The 19,095-nt window shown below is 68.1% G+C and carries 20 protein-coding genes and 1 pseudogene; 13 read left to right on the forward strand and 8 right to left on the reverse strand.

What is annotated here, in order from left to right:
* Positions 1–115 precede the first annotated feature (115 nt).
* The 3 genes and pseudogenes from H0264_RS24135 to H0264_RS24145 form a co-directional block, all read right to left on the reverse strand.
* Positions 116–679 (reverse strand): DUF308 domain-containing protein, encoded by a 564-nt coding sequence (locus H0264_RS24135; RefSeq protein ID WP_181579656.1) that lies wholly within the window; start codon positions 677–679, stop codon positions 116–118.
* Between the two features lie 99 nt (positions 680–778).
* Positions 779–1,995, reverse strand: a pseudogene (locus H0264_RS24140) (MFS transporter).
* Between the two features lie 157 nt (positions 1,996–2,152).
* On the reverse strand, positions 2,153–2,932 hold the full coding sequence (locus tag H0264_RS24145) for a DUF4253 domain-containing protein (protein WP_244976281.1): 780 nt from the start codon (positions 2,930–2,932) through the stop codon (positions 2,153–2,155).
* A gap of 236 nt (positions 2,933–3,168) precedes the next feature.
* Between H0264_RS24145 and H0264_RS24150 the strand changes: the two genes are divergently transcribed.
* Complete coding sequence (locus H0264_RS24150; RefSeq protein ID WP_420832108.1) at positions 3,169–3,660, forward strand: peptidoglycan DD-metalloendopeptidase family protein; 492 nt, start codon at positions 3,169–3,171, stop codon at positions 3,658–3,660.
* 40 nt (positions 3,661–3,700) lie between these two features.
* On the opposite strand, the gene H0264_RS24155 is transcribed toward H0264_RS24150, so the two are convergent.
* A complete protein-coding gene (locus H0264_RS24155; protein WP_181579659.1) occupies positions 3,701–4,102 on the reverse strand; it encodes a nuclear transport factor 2 family protein in 402 nt (133 codons plus the stop codon).
* Between the two features lie 133 nt (positions 4,103–4,235).
* On the opposite strand from H0264_RS24155, the gene H0264_RS24160 reads away from it, so the two are divergent.
* From H0264_RS24160 to H0264_RS24170, 3 genes are all read left to right on the forward strand, one after another.
* Positions 4,236–4,856, forward strand: a complete 621-nt coding sequence (locus H0264_RS24160) for a TetR/AcrR family transcriptional regulator (RefSeq protein WP_181579660.1) — start codon at positions 4,236–4,238, stop codon at positions 4,854–4,856.
* Between the two features lie 85 nt (positions 4,857–4,941).
* On the forward strand, positions 4,942–5,586 hold the full coding sequence (locus tag H0264_RS24165) for a maleylpyruvate isomerase family mycothiol-dependent enzyme (RefSeq protein ID WP_181579661.1): 645 nt from the start codon (positions 4,942–4,944) through the stop codon (positions 5,584–5,586).
* Between the two features lie 485 nt (positions 5,587–6,071).
* A complete protein-coding gene (locus tag H0264_RS24170; protein ID WP_181579662.1) occupies positions 6,072–6,968 on the forward strand; it encodes a ketopantoate reductase family protein in 897 nt (298 codons plus the stop codon).
* 56 nt (positions 6,969–7,024) lie between these two features.
* On the opposite strand, the gene H0264_RS24175 is transcribed toward H0264_RS24170, so the two are convergent.
* Positions 7,025–8,161 (reverse strand): epoxide hydrolase family protein, encoded by a 1,137-nt coding sequence (locus tag H0264_RS24175; protein WP_181579663.1) that lies wholly within the window; start codon positions 8,159–8,161, stop codon positions 7,025–7,027.
* A 61-nt stretch (positions 8,162–8,222) separates the two neighbouring features.
* Between H0264_RS24175 and H0264_RS24180 the strand changes: the two genes are divergently transcribed.
* The 4 genes from H0264_RS24180 (at position 8,223) to H0264_RS24195 (ending at position 11,915) form a co-directional block, all read left to right on the forward strand.
* Positions 8,223–9,182 (forward strand): helix-turn-helix transcriptional regulator, encoded by a 960-nt coding sequence (locus tag H0264_RS24180; RefSeq protein ID WP_181579664.1) that lies wholly within the window; start codon positions 8,223–8,225, stop codon positions 9,180–9,182.
* A 99-nt stretch (positions 9,183–9,281) separates the two neighbouring features.
* Positions 9,282–10,619 carry a cytochrome P450 gene (locus tag H0264_RS24185; RefSeq protein WP_276514558.1) on the forward strand — a complete coding sequence of 446 codons (1,338 nt, stop codon included), beginning with the start codon at positions 9,282–9,284 and terminating at the stop codon, positions 10,617–10,619.
* 66 nt (positions 10,620–10,685) lie between these two features.
* Positions 10,686–11,075, forward strand: coding sequence for a hypothetical protein (locus tag H0264_RS24190; protein WP_181579666.1), 390 nt, complete (start codon positions 10,686–10,688; stop codon positions 11,073–11,075).
* A gap of 12 nt (positions 11,076–11,087) precedes the next feature.
* On the forward strand, positions 11,088–11,915 hold the full coding sequence (locus tag H0264_RS24195; RefSeq protein WP_181579667.1) for a class I SAM-dependent methyltransferase: 828 nt from the start codon (positions 11,088–11,090) through the stop codon (positions 11,913–11,915).
* Here H0264_RS24195 and H0264_RS24200 read toward each other — a convergent pair.
* Both H0264_RS24200 and H0264_RS24205 read right to left on the reverse strand, forming a co-directional pair.
* Complete coding sequence (locus H0264_RS24200; protein WP_276514511.1) at positions 11,893–12,765, reverse strand: beta-keto acid cleavage family enzyme; 873 nt, start codon at positions 12,763–12,765, stop codon at positions 11,893–11,895. The two genes, H0264_RS24195 and H0264_RS24200, sit on opposite strands and share 23 nt — an antisense overlap.
* A gap of 286 nt (positions 12,766–13,051) precedes the next feature.
* Entirely contained in the window at positions 13,052–14,611 is a 1,560-nt protein-coding gene (locus tag H0264_RS24205) for an FAD-dependent monooxygenase (protein WP_181579669.1), read from the reverse strand.
* Positions 14,612–14,685: 74 nt separating this feature from the next.
* Here H0264_RS24205 and H0264_RS24210 point away from each other — a divergent pair, with 74 nt between their 5' ends.
* Together H0264_RS24210 and H0264_RS24215 are read left to right on the forward strand one after the other, a co-directional pair.
* Positions 14,686–15,336: a TetR/AcrR family transcriptional regulator gene (locus tag H0264_RS24210; protein WP_181579670.1), complete on the forward strand. Its 651-nt coding sequence runs from the start codon at positions 14,686–14,688 to the stop codon at positions 15,334–15,336.
* Between the two features lie 165 nt (positions 15,337–15,501).
* On the forward strand, positions 15,502–16,575 hold the full coding sequence (locus tag H0264_RS24215) for an esterase-like activity of phytase family protein (RefSeq protein ID WP_244975927.1): 1,074 nt from the start codon (positions 15,502–15,504) through the stop codon (positions 16,573–16,575).
* Here H0264_RS24215 and H0264_RS24220 read toward each other — a convergent pair.
* Positions 16,553–16,978, reverse strand: a complete 426-nt coding sequence (locus H0264_RS24220; RefSeq protein WP_181579671.1) for a MerR family transcriptional regulator — start codon at positions 16,976–16,978, stop codon at positions 16,553–16,555. The genes H0264_RS24215 and H0264_RS24220 overlap by 23 nt on opposite strands.
* Before the next feature lie 101 nt (positions 16,979–17,079).
* On the opposite strand from H0264_RS24220, the gene H0264_RS24225 reads away from it, so the two are divergent.
* Genes H0264_RS24225 through H0264_RS24235 form a run of 3 tightly spaced genes read left to right on the forward strand, consistent with a single transcriptional unit; the run spans position 17,080 to position 19,094 of the window.
* Positions 17,080–18,063, forward strand: coding sequence for an MBL fold metallo-hydrolase (locus tag H0264_RS24225; RefSeq protein WP_181579672.1), 984 nt, complete (start codon positions 17,080–17,082; stop codon positions 18,061–18,063).
* Positions 18,063–18,434: a DUF4913 domain-containing protein gene (locus H0264_RS24230; protein WP_244975928.1), complete on the forward strand. Its 372-nt coding sequence runs from the start codon at positions 18,063–18,065 to the stop codon at positions 18,432–18,434. The genes H0264_RS24225 and H0264_RS24230 overlap by 1 nt, the downstream gene beginning before the upstream one ends.
* Positions 18,435–18,485: 51 nt before the next feature.
* Complete coding sequence (locus H0264_RS24235) at positions 18,486–19,094, forward strand: GNAT family N-acetyltransferase (RefSeq protein ID WP_181579673.1); 609 nt, start codon at positions 18,486–18,488, stop codon at positions 19,092–19,094.
* The last annotated feature ends 1 nt before the right edge of the window (position 19,095 follow it).

The raw sequence follows: 19,095 nt of genomic DNA on the forward strand, positions 1-19,095 counted from the left end.
TCGCGCGATCGTCTGCCCGAATACACGAACACCGGCGACGCTACCGGCAAATATTTGGCAATTGACTGATTTGGGGAGTGTCGCTTTCATTCCAAGTCCGCAACTCCGCGCCGGGTCAGACGGTCTCCGGCACCACGCGCTCGAGCCGGACCGCCGTGCACACCTCGGTCACCCCGAGCGCGATCACCAGCAGACCGATCCACACCGAGAATGCCGTGGGCGACTCGAACGGCCCCACCGCCACCACCAGCCCCACCGCCGTGGTGCCCAGCCCGATCATTTCCTGCCGCCACGCCCCCGGAAAGTCCGTCCACGCCGCGACCACCGCCTGCAGCACGCCCCGGATCATCCACCCCATCCCGATCCACAAGGCCAGCAGCAGAATCCACTGCCCGCTCCCGAACGCCCAGATCGCCAGCAGCAGCGCCACCACCCCGCTGAAGAACTCGAGCACCCGCAGCCCACCCGCGATATTCGCCCCGAACGCCACGATCAACTGCACCGCGGCACTGGCTGCCAGCACCAGCCCGCACAGGGCTCCTTCGAGCGGCTCCGACTTGTTCGGCCACACCGCGAGTGCCACCCCCAGCAGCACCGAACACACTCCGACCACCAACAGAGCCTGCCAGGCCCAGTCGGCGAACACAGCGGTACGCCCCTCGATCCGATTGGTGGGCATAGCCTCATGATATGACCGATTAGTCCAGCTCCCCGCAGCTTTGCCGCATCGGCATGTCTGCAGCGTGTGCACCGGGCGGGTCCGCCGATGCGGCGAGGCTCACCGGGATCGGCGCGGCGCACCGGCCAACGCGGCCACCGGAACGACCGCCACCGCGAGCAGGCCACCGGCGACGGCGAGCACGGGATACCCGGCGGCGGCGACCACCAGCCCCGAACCCATCCCGCCGGTGGCGCCCGCCAGGGCGATCGAGACATCGACGGCGCCTTGGGTTTTGGCGCGGGTGGCCAGCGGCACCGTATCGGTGATGATGGCGGTACCGGCGACCAGTCCCAGATTCCAGCCCAGTCCGAGCAGAGCCAGCGCGACGGCGAGCAGCACCACCGAGTCGCCCGGCGCGGCGGCGGCGAGCAGACCCGCGGCCAGCAGCGTCACCCCGGACGCCGCGGCGACCGGTAGCCGCCCGAAGCGGTCCACGGCCCAGCCGGTCAACGGCGACGGCAGATACATGGCGCCGACGTGGACGGCGATCACCAGTCCCGCGGCGGCGGTGCCGTGGCCGTGCTCGAGGATGTGGATCGGGGTCATGGTCATGATCGCCACCATGACCAGCTGCGTCAGGGCCATGACGAAACCGCCTGCGGCAATGCCTTTCCCGGACCCGTCGACCGGGTCGGAGCCCGGTGCGGTGGCCGTGGGGTCCGCCGAACCGAGTTCGCGGGCCAGCAGGAGGGGGTCCGGGCGCAGCCATACCGCCAGCACCAGCGCGGCCAGGGTGTAGGCCGCCGCGGCGAGCAGGAACGGCCCGGCCAGGTGCGGAATGCCGATCGCGGTGGCCAGCTGACCGGTCGGCGCAGCCAGATTGGGCCCGACGACCCCGCCCAGCGTGGTGGCGACCAGCACGGTCGACACGGCGCGGCCACGGTGCGAGGCCGTCGCGAGATCGGCTCCGGCATAACGCGCTTGGAGGTTGGTGGCGGTACCCGCGCCATAGACGAACAAGGCGAGGAACAGCAGCGCCGGGTTGTCGAGCACGGCCGCGGCGATGACACCGAGACTCCCCACCGCGCCGGTCAGATATCCGGCCGCCAATCCGGGCCGGCGACCCCGCGCCTGCGACAGCCGCCCCACCCCGACAGCCGCGACCGCGGACCCCGCGGTGAACAACGCGCTGGGCACCCCGGCCAAACCGGTGGACCCCAACATTTCCTGCGCCAGCAGCGCACCCACAGTGATCCCGGCAGCCAGCCCCGCAAACCGCTGAGGATCTGCGCCGAAACCAGAACAGTCAGCGCACGCCGTTGCGCGCGAGCCACATCGGATGACCGGAGTTCAGACGTCGTTCCGGCAGCACTGAAGATCACGAGAGCTTCTTTCCACAGTAGACTCGCAGCATGCTGCCTTATTCCAAGAAATCATGGAATACAATATTCCAAGCAGCATCGGAGATGCAATGCCCGTGGCCGCTCTCCTCTAGTCCCACCAGAAGCTCCAATGGTCGCGGCCCACCAACCACGCGGCATAGGACTCGAGCGAGGCGTGACTGAAGTTGTCCGGACAGAACGCACGGTGCTCGGCCGCTACTTGCAGGGCGTGATCCCGATTGGCAGGCGGCGCGGCGACCGACAGGTCCAGGGTGTCCCAACCCACCTTGATCACGCGGACACCGAACCGCTGCTCCCAGGATCGGACGACCGCGGAGATCTCTTCGGTGAAGTTCGTGTGATTGATCGGTCCCCGCCATCCGCTCAACGACAACGCGTCGGCGCCCCGCGCGGCCGGGACCAGGCCGAGGAGCCGATCCGAAGCGCCGGCCAACCGCCGAGCCAAGTTTCCGGCCGCGAGCCCTGGATCGGTGTCGCAGGTGCTCGGCACGGCGAGACCCGGCCAGCGCGAAGGCATTTCGCGTGGGTCCGGGTAATCGTCGCCGTAGTCCGGCCACATGCCCCGCAGCACATCGTCGGGGTCGAGGGCGTCGATCTTCTCGACGGGGACGAAACGCAGATCATCGTGGTGCCAGGGCCGGCACTCGCCCTGCAGGACGGCCCGAGGCGAACTGTCGAGGGCATCGAGCAACAGCGGATACAACCCGGTGCGGGCGTGCAGTGCGTACAGCCGGGCCCAGAGCGCACCGGCACGGCGCTCGCGCAGGCCGGTCACCCACAGCACCGCACGGCCTTCCGAACGCCTGGCCGTGACATACCGCCCCGACGGCACACCGTCGGGCAGGGCGGGAAAGACGAAGGAATCCATCACGGCGCGAAACCTACGGGTAGGCACCGACACCGCGAAGGGGCCTCGAATCAGCCTCCGGCAATGGCGAATTGGCCGGGGCCGAGCGGCGCGGAGCCGGAATCGTGTGCGGCACTCATCCGTTCGGCCGACATCGCTGGTTCGGGGACGTTGTTGTAATGGGCGGGTGGTCGTTTCTGTCAGGGCAGCGGCCTACGGGGTAGGCGGGGAGTATGGCGTACAGCAGGTATTGGCCGATGGCGGTGGGGCGGGTTGTCACTTCCGGATTCGGGCCGCGCGGTGGTGGATTCCATTGGGGTGTGGATTTCGGGCGGGTGGGTGGTGCCGGGAACGAACCGGTTTACGCGTCGCAGGGTGGGACGGTCGTGTATTCCGGGGCGGCAAGTGGTTTCGGCGGGCCGGATCCGGCGGGGTGGCTGGTGGTGGACCATCCGGCCGAGGATGGCGGGGGGACCACTGTGTACGGGCACATCATTCGGGAGGTTCCACACGGCAGCCGAGTGGAGGCGGGGCAGCGTATCGGGCGGGTCAATCCCGATCCCGCCACCAATGGTGGTGTGGCGCCGCACCTGCACTTCGAATGGCATCGCTACAGTTGGGCGCCGCCCGGTCCGAATCGGCTCGACCCGCTCGTCATGCTCGAGGGGGCCGCCGAACCGAGGATGCCATCGATTGCCGAGGACCGAGGCCGGTTCACGCGTTCTTGCGACAGACCGCCTCGGGCATGAGCCCGTCGTAGCCGGGTTCGGGCGCGGAATCTACTGCATCTCAGCTGATTTCAGCGTTGGCCGGTGGGGTCAGCGCGGCGGCCATGGCCACGCCGTCGACGTAGGAGTGCTTCTCCTTGACCGCGCCGTTCTCGACGAACACCACATCGGCCAGATCGACGTCGACCGCACCGCCCGTGGCCGAGGTGCCCGACAGTTTCCACTGCACGACCCAGAAATCTTCGCCGACACGCAGATTCACCAGTGTGAAGGTCAAGTCCGGGACCAGGGCGAAGGTGTCGGCGGCGGAGGCGCGGATCTCCTCGCGGCCGTGCGCGGGCTTGCTTCCGGAGTGCAGGTGGAAGATCGAGTCGGGGGTGTGCAGTTCGGCGATGCGGTCGGGGTCGTGGTCGGCCCAGCACGCGTGATAGCGCTCGAACAGGTCCATGGTGGCAGCAGACATGAGCGGAAACTTTCTCGAGAATCAAAACTTACAAACAGGTTGACTGTATGTATGAGGATGGTAACACCGCACCGCCCTCGAAATGCCTTGTATCGAAGCCGAATTCGGCGCTGCCCTAGAATTCACCGTCGAGATGAACGCTGACCGCCGCACCCAAGCCGAACGCTCGGCCGCCGCCCGCGCTGCGGTCGTGCGCGCCGCACGAGAGCTGTTCGGGCAGTACGGATACGGCGGGGTGAGCACCATCGCGGTCGCCGCAGCCGCCGGAGTCAGCCGCGGCGCGCTCTATCACCAGTTCGGCGAGAAGCGCGACCTATTCGAAGCGGTCTTCGAGGACCTCGAACGCAGCCTGGTCCAGGTGATCGGTTCCGCCGTCGCGCAATCCGCCTCCGCCGATCCGATCGCGAACCTGATCGTCGGCTGCCTGGCCTGGCTGCGGGCCTCCACCACCCCCGAGGTGCGGCGTATCGCCCTGCTCGACGCACCCGCCATCCTCGGCTGGAAACGCTGGCGCGAAATCGAATTGCGGCACACCATCGGCCTGGTCGAGACGGCCCTGGCCGGTGCCATCGCGGCCGGGCGGGTGCGGCCCCAGCCGGTGCGCCCGCTGGCGCTCATCGTCGTCGGCGCGCTCGACGAGGCGGCCCAGTACCTCGCCGACTCCGAAGACAGTCCCGAGAACACGGCGGCCGTGCGAGCCGTCATCGAACAACTCATCACCGGCCTCGCCATCGACGCGCACCCGCCCCACTGAACGGTGGTCTGGGTCACTCGGGCTTGAATCTCCACCCGGGTGGAGTTCGTACGGTTTCGGCACCGATCCCGAAGGAGCCGAAACCATGTCCACCTCACCGCAGACCGAAGCCGTCTGGAATGCCGTTGCGAGCGAACGCGAAGCCCTCGCGGGAATGCTGGAGCAATTCGACGACAACGACTGGAATCACGACACCCTGTGCGCGGGCTGGCGCGTGCGCGACGTGGTCGCCCATCTGATTCAAGCCACCCACGCCACCCTGCCGTGGATCCTGCGCAATGTCGTGCGGGCACGCGGAAATCTCGGGAAAGGCGCGCACGAGACCGCCATCCGCTACGCCGACAGCACGCCGTCGCGAACACTTCTCACCCAGCTGCGCGCGTGCGCGGATTCTCGTTTCACCCCCATCGGGACCACGCCGGAGGATCGATTGATGGATCTGCTCGTGCACATCCAGGACATCGCACTCCCCCTCGGCCTCGACCGGGAAATGCCCGTCGAGGCCGCGCGCACATCCGTCGATCGCGTCTGGACCATGGGCGCGCCGTTCCACGCGCGCAAGCATTTCGGTGATTACCGATTGATAGCCACCGACAGCGAATGGACCGCGGGCACCGGCGCGGTCATCGAAGGCACGACAGCCGATCTGCTCCTGCTGCTGACCGGCCGCACCGCGACCCGATACCGACTGCGGGGCCCGGGCGCGGATATCCTACCGGCAACGCGCTGACCAGCGCTTCGTCAATCGGAACGGCGAATTCCTGTCGAACCGTGACGCTGACGGACGCGAATCAACGACGATTCCGGCTCCGCCTGCGCACCCAGCGACGGGAAGTTCCAGCCATTGCGGCGGCATAGCTCGAGTAGAAAGGCGCGGCGCCCACAGCATTCCGCGGTGTCGCCGTCGCCTTCGAGGCAGTGGCGATGCGTCCAGAGCATGGACTCGACTGTGCCGGCGTGCTCCATGGCTTTGTGGAACTCGCCGCGATCGTGTCTCAGTACGGATGGTTCAAAAGTCATCAGTATTCACGCTGCCCGGTGCCGGCCCCGATCTCATCATCCCATACTCGCGTTCGCATGCCTGCGTTACAGCGGTTGCGTTGATACATCAATCGTCCGCACTTGGGAAGATTCGTTGGGCCTCAATGTCTTCCATATGATCTCAGGCAGGCGGCCACCTGTCTCGGGGCCGACCTACCGAAAGGAAGAATCGTCATGACGAATGAGAGGCCGACCGTGGCCGTGCTGGGACCGGGCGGAGTGGGCGGACTGCTGGCCGCCCTGCTCGTGCGGGCCGGGCACCGGGTGATCTGCCTGGCCGCAGAGCCTACGGCGCAGACACTGGCCGCGCAGGGAATTCGGGTGCGCAGCGGGCAGTTCGGGGAATTCGCGGTGCCGGTCGAGGCCGATACCGTGCTGCGGGAACCGGTGGACGCCTGCCTGGTGGCGGTCAAGCAGACCGCACTGGCGGACAGCCTCGCGCGCGTCCCGGCCGAGGCGCTCGGCGACGGGTTGATTGTTCCGCTGCTGAACGGGGTCGAACATCCGGGTCTGCTGCGGTCCCGGTATCGGCCGGATCGGGTGGCGCCCGGCATCATTCGCGTGGAATCCACGCGGGTGGCGCCGGGGGTGATCGAGCACGGCAGCGCATTCGTCGACATCGATCTGACCGGCGATGCGGTGCCGAAGGAACGACTGGTGGCCTTGGAGTCGGCGTTTACCGCAGCCGGTGTCACCACGCGCATCCTGGCCGACGAGACGGCGGCGCTGTGGGCCAAACTGTCGTTCCTGGCCCCGTTCGCCCTGTTGACCACGCGATACGCACTTCCCTTGGGCGAGGTGCGGATTCAGCATCGAGATGAGCTGACCGCCCTGGTCGCGGAGGTCGGGGCGGTGAGCCGCGCGAGCGGCGGTCCCGACGACTCCGCTCAGGTGCTGGCCCGCTACGACTCGTTCGCACCGCAGGCGAAGTCGTCGATGCAGCGTGATGCCGAGGCGGGACGGGCGCTGGAATTGGAGGCGATCGGCGGCGCGGTGCTGCGTGCGGGTGCTCGTCACGGAGTTCCGACGCCGGTGACCGCGCGCCTGGTGACCGAGTTGCGGGCCTGCTGAACCCGTTCTCCCCCAAGCCCGGCGGGGCTCCCGGACAGGAGCCCCGCCGTCACCCGTTACCGCAGCTTGCGGAAGAACTCCCGCACATCGGCGGTGAGCAGATCCGGTGTCTCCATGGCCGCGAAATGCCCACCTCGATCGAACTCCGACCAGTGCACGACGGTGTTCTGTTTCTCGGCGATCCCGCGAATCACGCTGCCGCCGGGGAAGACCGCCACACCGGTCGGTACGCCCGAATTGGGAAGATCCGCACCCCACTGCTCGGATTCCTTGTACAACCGCATGGAAGATCCGGCCGTATCGGTGAACCACAGCACCGACAGATTGGTCAGCAGCATGTCCCGATCGATCGAATCATCGGGCCGCGCGGCCGACGGATCGCAGAAGGTGTGCACGACATCCACGATCCAGGCCAGCATCCCCGCCGGCGAATCCGACATGGCGGGCGCGAGGGTCTGCGGGCGCGTGGAATGCATTCCGGCGTATCCGGAGGTCTCGTTGCTGCTCCAATCCTGGAGCGCCGCAAGCTTCTCCTGATCGCTCGCGCTGTACCCGGAACCGTCGTCGTCCCAGGCCGGAATGGTGATGGGGTCGTTGAGATGCACGCCCGCCACATGCGCGGTGTCGATGCGGCCCAGCTGCGGGGCCACGAACGATCCGGCATCACCACCCTGCGCGCCGTAGCGCTCGTATCCCAGCTCGGCCATGAGCTCGGCGATCAACTCCGCACCGCGCTCGGTGGCCGCCACCCCGCGCGTCTGCGTCGGCCCGGAGAACCCGCAGCCCGGCAGGCTCGGAATGACCAGATGGAAGGCGTCTTCCGGATCTCCGCCATGGGCGCGCGGATCGGTCAGCGGCCCGATCATCTCGGTGAAATCCTCGAACGGCCAGCCGTGAATCAGGACCAGCGGCAGAGCATTCGGCTCCGGGGAGCGCACGTGCAGGAAGTGCAGGCGCTGCCCCTCGATCTCGGCGACGAACTGCGGCAGGCGATTCCAGGCCGCCTCGTGCGTCCGCCAGTCGTAGGTGGTGCGCCAGTAGTCGGCCAGTTCGCGAACGTAGCTGGTCGGAATGCCGTAGTCCCAGCCGACACCGGGCAGCTCGGACGGCCAGCGCGTGGCGGCGAGACGCTGGTTCAGATCGTCGATCTCGTGCTGCGGGATGTCGATTCGGAATGGCGCGATAGTCGTCATATGTCCACGGTAGAAAGCCCTTAGGCCAACTTCCGTCCTAAGCAGATGGCAGTCTGGGGACATGCTCGAAACCTCCGCCCGCCTGCTGCGACTGCTGTCGCTGCTGCAGACTCACCGCGACTGGTCCGGCGGCGAACTGGCCGACCGCCTGGGCGTCAGCACCCGCACCGTCCGTCGCGACGTCGACCGGTTGCGCGAGCTCGGCTATCCCGTCGATGCCGTGCAGGGCACCGCGGGCTATCGACTGGCAGCCGGTGCCACACTGCCACCACTGCTCCTCGACGACGAAGAGGCCCTCGCGGTCGCGGTCGGCCTGCGCACCACCACCGGCGGCACCGTCACCGGCATCGAGGAGGCGTCGTTGCGGGCGCTGGCCAAACTCGAACAGGTGCTGCCTTCGCGGCTGCGGCATCGGTTGCAGGCACTGCAACGAGCGATGGTCCGGGTCGAGCCGAACGCGCCACGCATCGATCCCGAAGTGCTCATCGCCCTGTCCGACGCCTGCCATCGCCGCGAACGGCTGCGCTTCGACTACACGAATCACGCGGGCCGCCAATCTCGTAGGGAGGTCGAACCGCAGGCGGTGGTGAATTTCAGCCGGCACTGGTATCTGGTGGCCTGGGATCCGGCGGCCGCGGATTGGCGCAGCTATCGCGTGGATCGGCTGCACCCGCGCATTCCGACCGGTCCGCGCTTCCCGCCGCGGGAACCGCCCGACGGCGATGTCGTCACCTACCTGTCGAATCGGCTGTCCACCGACGCCTGGCCGTATCGCGCCACCGTCACCCTGCACCGCTCGGCCGCCGAACTGGCCGAACGCATCTGGTCCGGCATGGGAGTGCTGGAAGCCGTGGACGAGCACAGCTGTCTGCTGCACGTGGGCGCGGATTCGCCGTGGGCGCTGTCGTGGATGATCACCTCCATCGACACCGACTTCACGGTCACCGAGCCCCCGGAACTTGTCGCCGAGATCGAGAATCTGGCGCGCCGGTGCGCACAGGCGGTGGCCGGTCCCCGCTGACGCGCCCCGCTCGGGATGACCGCATTTCTCGGTCTCGGGAGCACCCCCGCGATCTACGCTGGTACACAAGCGTTCCGCCGCCGCGACCCCCGCGAAGGGATCTCCCCCGTGACCACCGCACTTCCGCCCGGTCCCGCACTGCCCCGGTTCCTGCAGACCGTCATGTACGCGAAATACCGTGGGCTACTGCTCGATCGGGCCCAACGCCGCTACGGCGACACCTTCACCCTGCGCATGGTGGCACCGTATGCAGAACAGGTCGTGATCTTCACCCGGCCCGAGCACATTCGCGAGATCTTCGCCGCCGACCCCGCGGATCTGCATGCGGGCGAAGGCAATCGCCTGCTCGTGCACATCATGGGCGAACATTCGCTGCTGCTCACCGACGAGGCCGAGCACGCCCGCGCCCGCCGGCTGCTCATGCCCGCCTTCGCCGGTTCCTCCCTGCGCGGCTACCGCACCCTGGTGGAGGCCATCGCCAAGGCGCACGTGGACCGCTGGCCAACCGGCACCACCGTGCACACCCTGGATCGCATGAACGAGCTGACACTCGATGTCATCATGCAGGTCGTGTTCGGCCTCACCGACGAATACCGGCGCAGCGCCCTCGCACCCCGGCTGCGCCGCATCGTCAATGTCAACCCGCTCATCTTCTTCGGCTGGAAATATCCTCGCCTCGAGCAGTACGGCCCGTGGAAGCGCTTCCGCGCCAATCAAACCGCCATCAGCGACCTGCTCTACGCCGAGATCGCCGAACGCCGCGCCCACCCCGACCTGGACCAGCGCGCCGACGTGCTGTCCCGGCTGCTGGCCGTCGGCTCCGGCGACCACCCCACCGACACCCCGCTCACGGATGCCGAACTCCGCGACCAGCTCATCACCCTGCTGCTGGCCGGCCACGAGACCACCGCCTCGGCCCTGTCCTGGGCCTGCCACGAACTGGCCGCCCACCCCGACCTCCAGCACACCGCGCGCCGCGCCGCCCACGACGGCGACGACAAATACCTGGAAGCGGTCCTGAAGGAGGCCATGCGCCACCGCACCGTCATCGCCGCCACCGGCCGAAAACTGACCCGCGACATGCGGATCGGCGGCCTCGACCTCCCGTGCGGCACCATCGTCTCCACCTCCATCCTGCTGGCCCACCGCAATCCCGCCACCTACCCCGACGCCACCGTCTTCCGCCCCGACCGCTTCCTGGACGGCTCGGTGGCGCCCAACACCTGGCTGCCCTTCGGCGGTGGCGTGCGCCGCTGCCTCGGCGCCGGGTTCTCGCTCATGGAAGGCATCGCGGTGCTGCGGGAAATCCTCACCCGCCACACCCTTTCGCTGCCGCCCGATGCCCGCCCCGAACACTCCCGCATTCGCAACATCACCCATGTCCCCGCCCACGGCGCCCCGATCCGGCTCACCCCCAACGACTCCCTCGTGAGCTGACGGGGTTACGATCCGCCGCACATATCGGATTCGGTCGAGGGGGGACACACCGTGTTCAAACCTGGTGTGGCTGTTGTTATCACTATTGCCGCCGCAATCGCGCTGGCGGGCTGTGCGAAGGAGGCGGACTCGTCAGGCCCGGTCACGGCCTCCACGGCCGTCTCCCTATCCGGTGCGGCCACGACGCCCGCGGCAGCCACCAGCACCCTTCCCGGCGGCGTACCCGCCGACCCGACGGCGCTGCGCGCGAAGACCTGCAAGGATTGGATCGACTTCTTCACCGCCGCCAAAGTGTCCGCCCCGCAACTGGATCCGAACTGGACCCCCGACTTCGCGGTCAAGGGCATCGTGAAGGAAATGGGCGAATCCCCTGATTTCTCCGCCATGTCCAAGGCTCAGCAGGACGCCGTCGTGGCAGGCGTAGGCGACGCCGCCAAGGGCGCCTGCACCAGCTAGCGAATCCCCGCCATGACCGCGTCCGCGCCACAGCCTCCGCACTACACCCTGCCCAACGAATGGGACCTCGCCGACGAACGCCTCGCCCTGCTCGGCGCGGCCTACGACCCCGAAAGCATCGCGCTCGCACAGCGATTGGGCGTCGGCCCGGGCTGGCGCTGCCTGGAAGCCGGAGCCGGCGGCGGCTCCTTCGCCCGATGGCTGTGCGACGCCACCCTGCCGGGCGGCCGAGTCCTCGCCGTGGATGCCGACCCCCGCCACCTGACCGACCTCCCCGACCTCGGCGGCGAAACAGCCCGCATCGATCTGGTCACCGGCGAACTCCCCGAATCCGCCTTCGATTTCGTCCACACCCGCTTCGTCCTGCTGCACATCGCCCAGCGCGATATCGTGCTGCGACGCCTGATCCGCGCACTGGCCCCGGGCGGCCTGCTCCTGCTCGAGGAAGGCGACGGACTCGGCGTCCACCACGAAATGCCAGGCGCATTCGGCGAAGTCTGGCGAGCCTTCGCCCGCGCCACCGAAGCCGCCGGCGCGAACCAATCCTGGGCCCGAAACCTACCCGCCCACCTGCAATCACTCGGCCTCACCGACATCCACGCCGAAGCGACCATCCCCATGTTCCGCGGCGCATCCCCGCCGGCACGCATGTGGCGCCTCACCTGGACGAAATCAACCGAAACCCTGATGGCACAAGGACTCTCACCCACCGTCATCGCCGCCGCCCAAGCCGAACTGAACGACCACCAGCGCTGGTTCCACGCCCCGCCCACAGTCCGGGTCTGGGCCCGAGCCGCCCGCACGAACGAGCCTGGAACTAACCCCACAGTGCGCCCGTAACCTCGCCCACCCCGGCCGGAGGACGACCGAGCCGCACACCCAACTCGGCCGCCCCCGCCACCAACTCTTCGTTGGTTGGCTGCCCGGCCCCCGCGTAATCCTCGAGGCCGACTCGAACATGGCCACCCGCGCGCACGGCCGCCTCAGCGAGCCCCGAGCCGAGCACGTCTCCCCACGGCACTCCCACCATCCAGGGAAGTCCTGTGCCGCTGAGCATTTCGACGTAGGCATCGAGACCGGCCCGCGTCGGCGGCAGACCGAACAGTGCCGCTTCTCCCCCGAAATACAACTGGATCTTCGTCCGCTCCGGCAGCCGCCCCGCCCTGTGATGCGCGAGCGTGAGCCGCAGGAATCCCGGCTCGAAGATCGACACATGCAGTGGCAGATCGGCCTCACGACACCAGCCGAATATCCAGTCGACATCGTCGGCCGAATTACCGAAGGCGGGCAATGGCATCGGTCCTCCGGGGCTGTCGAACGCCAGCGCGAGGCATCCCGCATCGGCAGTGGTCATGGTCAGGGCACCGCGTCGATGCAGTTCGGCGATATGTGAGAAGCGATCACTGATCGCGCACGACCGCTCACCGGATGTCGTCGGGTGCATCAGCAGCCCGGGATGGTGCGCCCAGATCCTGCTCCACGCTTCGTGGTAGGGATGGACCGAATGCACGCTGGGCTCACCGACATTCGGCTCGTCATTGTGGTGGTGCACGATGGACGCACCGGCCTCGACACAGGCGAGCGCCGTCGCGACAATCTCCTCCACCGACCGAGGCACATTCGGATTGACATCCTTCGACATCGACCCATTGATCGCGGCCTCGATCACCAACGGCCCACCTGAACTCACGCGCCCCCCAGATTCCGGTTACCCACGGGCGCAAGCATTATGGGAATCGAAGCAGCGTGCAAGACCGCCGTTCAGGCGTCGTTTCTGGAAGCTGATACCGCGCTGAGCTTGCATGAGACGTGCTGTCACAGTGCAAGGAGGTTGCGGAGCAGATGGGCATCGAGCTGTCCGCATTCGTCGAGTCGGCACTACGCGACAAACTGCTGGCCAACTCGGCTCGGATTGCCGCCGACTACGAACGCGCGCAAGGCCGGGAAATTGCCGAGCATTTTGCTGCGGCCGAGGGTCACGGGTGGGCGGGGTCGGTGGGGCGGAGCCAGCGGTGCAGTGCAGCGTGGAGGGCCTGTCGGTCCGCTGCGTCGGGGTGGGGGGATGCGGTGGCCCAGGCGACGTAGCAGTCCGGGCGCAGGAGCAGGGCGGCGGGCGATCCTGGTTGCGGGTGCGCGGCGACGATATCGAGGTGGTCGTGCCATTCGGGAAACGCTTCCGCCAGGCTGGTGTCGGCGGTCAGATCGAGTAGCAGGGGCCGTGCGGTCCTGGTCAGTTCGGCCAATCGGAGTGGACCGTTCGGGGTGAGCAGGTCCATGTCCGGGGCGAAACGGCCGATGAGCGGGTGGGTTTCGGGTCCGCCCATGTCGTAGCGAATGTCGGCGCCTGCGGTGAGGGCGGCCAGACGCTGCACGGTGTCCTGGTCCAGCAGCAGTTCGGTGAACAGGGTGCGCAGGGCGGTCACATCGCTGCCGGGTGCGATCAGCGCGGATTGCGCCTGGGCGTAGGTGACCATGCGCGAGGCCGCTTGGCGGCGTTCGGTTTCGTAGCTGTCCAGCAGCCCGGCCGGGGCGTTGCCGAGGATGGCGGCGGCGAGTTTCCAGCCGAGGTTGGCCGCGTCCTGCAGGCCGAGATTGAGTCCGGGACCGCCTCCCGCGGTGTAGATGTGGGCGGCGTCGCCGATGAGGAAGACTCGACGGTCGCGGAATCGGTCGGCGATTCGGGTGTTGCCGCCGCGGAGCCGGCGCAACACGTGCGGGCCCTGGCCCGAGGGTGGATCCAATGGCAGCTCGGCGGCGAGGACCCGGCCTACGCTCGCCTGGAGCTCGTCGAGACTCATGGGAACGTCGGTGTCGGGCTGGTCCCACTCGGTGGTGCTGATCAGGGGCGGCTGCCCGGGGAACGGTGCGTAGGAGAAGCCTCCGCGTTCGGTGCGCAGCGGCAGGAACGGCTGGATGGTCCCGTAGCCGGGCACGGTCAGCGCGCCGGTTGCCGGGTCCACCCAGTCGGACGGGATGGTTGCGTGTGCGGCCCGACCGGTCGTGCGGTCGTAGCTGACGCCGGGGAATTCGATGCCGGACAGTTTGCGGGTGAGACTGTGCGCGCCGTCCGCGCCCACGAGATAGCCGGCCCGCAGGCGGTAGGTTCCGTCCGGGCCCGCGACCTCCACGGTGACCGCGTCGTCGTCTTGTGCGAGGCCGAGGACCTCGTGCCCGCGCCGGATCTGCGCGCCGAGTTCGACAGCGCGCTCTTCCAGAACCCGCGTGATGTGGTGTTGCGGGGCGGCCAGACCGTAGATCGGGCTGTCCTCGAGCAGGCTCAGGTCCAGCGCCATCGCGGCGAACATGAAGTAGGTCGAATTCGGTTGCGGCGCAACCGCACTGCCGCTGAGCGACGCGTACAGGCCCCGCCGGTCCACCAGTTGCACGACCTGGCCGAGCAGTCCGTTGGCTTTCGGTTCGGCGCTGGGTGCGGCCAGCCGCTCCAATACGAGCGGCCGCACCCCGGCCAGGCTCAGCTCGCAGGCCAGCATCAGCCCGGCCGGGCCGGCTCCATTGATCACAACATCGACGGTCATGGACGCCAGGCTAGGGCGAAAAAGTGCGTGCGCGCAAATTTGCGTGCGCGCACCTGCAATGGGATGCTGAGACCGTGACGACACGACGGAGTGGGTTCCGCGAACAGAAGAAGCAGGCCACCCGGGAGGCATTGCGCGAGGCGGCACTTCGGCTGGCGCTCGAGCGCGGGCCGGAGAATGTGCGCGTCGACGACATCGCCGAGGCCGCCGGCGTCTCACCGCGGACCTACAACAACTACTTCTCCAGCCGCGAGCAGGCCATCGTCGCCGCCGTCACCACCGAGCGGGAAACACGGGTCGCGGCCGCGGTGGCCGCTCGGCCCGCCACCGTCCCGCTCGCCGACGCCGTCATCGACGCGATCGTGGATCAATACACCACGCAGAGTGAGTCCGGGCGCGACGCGCTGCTGCTGATCACTACCCGCCCCGCACTGCGTGACGCATTCGTCCACGCCGCCACCGCGATCGAGCATCCCCTCACCGACGCGATCGCCGGGCGCCTCGGCGACGCCGACCCGCACACCGCCCGCGTGCTCGCGGCCGCTGTCACCGCCGCGGTCCGCATCGCCCTCCAACAATGGCTGCAACCCACCGCGCTTTCCCTGGCGGCCGGCGGACTCGTGGTGCCGTCCGGCGCGTTGCCGGAGCTACTGCGCACCTGCCTCGCACCACTCGCCCCCGCACTCGATGCCGCCGAGAAACGATCGGACCACCGGCATCGGTGAGCTCCGCGCCCTTCGGCGAACAGTGACCCGGCCAGCAGAGAACCGACGAATCATGCAGTCCCTGAATCTGATTGGGGCTGTGTCAACTTCAGGATTCCGGGCCGTCAGCAAAGGTTCATCGCAGGCTACCGGCCGGGTGGGCGGGGGTGGCGATACGTTGTGATCATGATCCGGGCTGGGTTCGCGTGCATGGTCGCGCTGTCGGCGGTCGCTGGCGGCATTGCTCCCGCGTCGGCGGAGGAGCCGTCGGGGGTGCGGTTGCTCGGGGAGCGGGTGGTGCCGTTCGGGGCGCAGTTCCACGGGACGACGGTGGGCGGGTTGTCGGGGATCGACTACGACTCGCGGACCGGGGAGTACGTGCTGATCAGCGACGATCGGTCGGCGAAGAATCCGGCTCGATTCTACACGGCGCGGATTCCGGTGGACGGCAACGGGATCGGGGCGGTGACGTTCACCGGGACGCACGCGTTCCGTACGGTCGACGGGGGCACGTATCCGGTGAACTCGGTGGATCCGGAAGAGATTCGGGTGGATCCGTGGAGTGGGGACTATTACTGGACGCTGGAGGGTGAGCGGGCCGACGGTGCGCTGGTGGACCCGTCGGTGCGGGTCGCGCGGGCGGATGGGTCGTTCGCCGGGGAGCTTCCCATTCCGGATAACGAACGGATGCGGGCAGATTCGGGACCGCGACGGAACGGGGCGCTGGAGGCGGCCACCTTCGCGGCGGGTGGGGCGCTGTTCGTGACGGCAATGGAAAGTCCGCTGCTGCAGGATGGCCCGGAAGCCACCGTGGAGGCGGGGGCGCTCACGCGGATCACCGTGCAGGCACGGTTCGGGCCGGTGCTGGCGCAGTACGCGTATCCGCTGGAGCCGGTGTTCGCGGCGGGGAACGGCGGGAACGGGGTGGCGTCGATCCTGGCCGCCGATGCGGTCGATCCGGCGAAATATCTTGTGCTGGAACGGGCTTTCGTCGAAGGGGCCGGGAACAGGATACGGATTTTCGAGGCCGACCTCACCGGAGCGACCAATGTGCTCGACGGTTCGGTGGCCGGGGCGCGGCCGGTGAGCAAGCGGCTGGTGGTGGATCTGGCCGATGTCGGGCTGGGCGCCATCGACAATGTGGAGGCGATGACGTGGGGGCCGCGGCTGGCCTCGGGCGAGCGCACGCTGGTGCTGGTGAGCGACGACAACTTCGCCGAGAAGCAGATCACTCAGGTCATCGCGCTGGCTGTGCGCTGAAACCGTTGTCCTGGGCGTATTCCCGGGTCGTGAACTCCAGGCAGTCCGGGCATTCGGCGACAATGCGGTGGCTGCAGGTGAGCAGGTGGGTGAGGAATCGATCGGTGGCTTGCAGTAGGTCGATGCGTTCGCGGATCTCGGCGCGCTTGCCGTCGACCAGGCTGAGACGGTCGGCCCGATCGCTGATCGCGAGTTGACGGATCTGATCGAGCGAGAGCCCCGTGCGCTGCAGGATGCGAATCATGCGGGCGCGGTTGAGCGTCTGCTCGTCGTAGACGCGGTGCCCGGAGGCGCTGCGCGGCGGATGCAGCAGCCCCATCGATTCCCAGTGGCGCAGCACATGCGCCTCCAGGCCGAGCACGGCTGCCGCGTCACCGATGCGCATCAACGGCGCTGTGGTCATGATTTCACCCTTTACTTCATGTCGACGTGAAGTATTAGGGTTCCACCGATCACGGCGGCCGTGCAAGCCGCTCGAGCCCGAAACCGATCGGAGAGTGCACCATGTCCGAACGAGCACACGCCCCCAGCCTGCTCCAATGCTGTTCCGCCGCAGTGGGTCTGGTCCGCGGCCTGGTGCGCCCGCGCCCGGCCGACCAACGGTTCCTGCGCTCGATCACCGATGCCGGACTGCCCACGCCCCGGCGCACCGTCCGCGTGACGGCCCTCGAACAGCTGGCCCGCCCGGTCCCCACCGCCATCGTCGTCGAGGGCGTCTTCACCCCGCGGCACGTCGGCAACGCCCTCACCACCTTCGTGGTCGAGCATCCGGACGCGACCTTCCTCGTCGACCCGAGCGTGTGCCACGACGCCGTCGAGCGCGCCGTCGCGCAACTGCCGGCGGTGCTGCGCGCGGTGGTCAGCCCGCCCCCGGGCACCCTCGCCACGGTCACCGCCCTCGCCAACGAAACCCACATTCCCGCACCGGATTTCGCGCTGCCCACCCATGCGCACTGGGATCACGTCTGCGGCCTGCTGGACCTGCCCGGCCTGCCCGTGCACCTGCACAGCACCGAACACCGCTGGGTCACCACCGGTGACGTCGCCCCCGTCGGCGGCGTCCGCGACGCCCTGCGCGACCGTCCCATCGTCCACTACGACCTCGACGGCCCGCCCGTGCTCACCTTCACCCGCAGCCACGATTTGTTCGGCGACGGCAGCGTGGTCCTGGTCGACCTGCCCGGCCACACACCCGGCAGCATCGGCGTGCTGGCCCACACCGATCGCGGCTGGGTGCTGCTCGCCGGTGACGCCGCCTGGCACCACCTGCAGATCGACACGATCCGCCAGAAGTCCGCCTACCCGGGCGGTTTCGCCGACGACGACCGCGAACTCACCTTCAAGACCCTGCACCGCCTGCACCTGGCTCGCCACACGGTGACCATCGTGCCCACCCATGATGCTCGAGCCGCCGCGCCCTTGCGAACCTCATTCGCCCACAAGGAAATTACAAGCCTCGCCTCAGAGGCGACCGCTTCAATGGAGTAATGAAGGGCCAAAACGGGCAGACCATGGTCTACGCGTCCGTGGTGGAATTCGTCGAAAACTATCTGAGCCTGGTGTACCGGCGCGATGTGAGCGAGCATTCGCGCCGGGCCTGGTGCCCCGAATGGTGGAAACACGCGGAGGGCGTCGTGCGGCTCGAATGTCTGTGGCGCAGTTGGGAACACTACCGGCTCGACACCAGAACCGGTCTGAGCGTGTGGTTCCTCGATCACGCCGACCCGCACATGCGCGAACTGTTCGACCCGGGCGGACCGTTCAAGCACTGCTCGGTTACCAAGGGGCACAGCGATTCTCTGCAGCCGCTGCCGCTGCGATCCCCCGCGCACGGATTGTTCACCGAACCCATCGGGTAGCCGCGGGCCGAGTTGTCTCCGGTCGGCGATCATGCCGCGTACCGTGGGTTCATGGATGTCACGGTTCGCCCGGCACTGTCGTCGGATATTCCTGAATTGGGCCGAGTTCTCGGTATCGCCTTCCAGGACGATCCCATTCCCATGTGGTTGATCCCCGACGAGGCGGCCCGCGCTCGGCGCAATGCCATCATGTTCGCCACCCTGACCCGGCATCAATTCCTGGACGGCGGCGGCGTCGAGGTCGCGCTCGACGACACCGGGGCCATGGTCGGCGCGGCGGTGTGGGCGCCGCCCGGGCTGTGGCAGACCTCGAAACTCACCCTCCTACGCTGCCTACCCGGGCTGGGCCGCGCCTTCCGCACCCGGCTGCCGCAGGCGGCCAAGATGTCGGATCGGATGGCCGAACACCATCCGCGCGAACCACACTGGTATCTGGCCTTCATCGGCACCCTGCCCTCGGCCCGCGGCAAGGGCTTCGGTCAGGCGCTGCTCCATTCCCGGCTGGAACGCTGCGACGCCGAGGGCGTCCCCGCCTACCTGGAATCGAGCAAACCGGACAACGTGCCGTACTACGAGCGTTTCGGGTTCGAGAAGAACGGGGAGCTCGACGCCACCAATGGCGGGCCGCTGCTGTGGCCGATGTGGCGCGCTCCCCGCTGAT

Source organism: Nocardia huaxiensis, from assembly GCF_013744875.1.
Classification (GTDB): Bacteria; Actinomycetota; Actinomycetes; order Mycobacteriales; family Mycobacteriaceae; genus Nocardia; species Nocardia huaxiensis.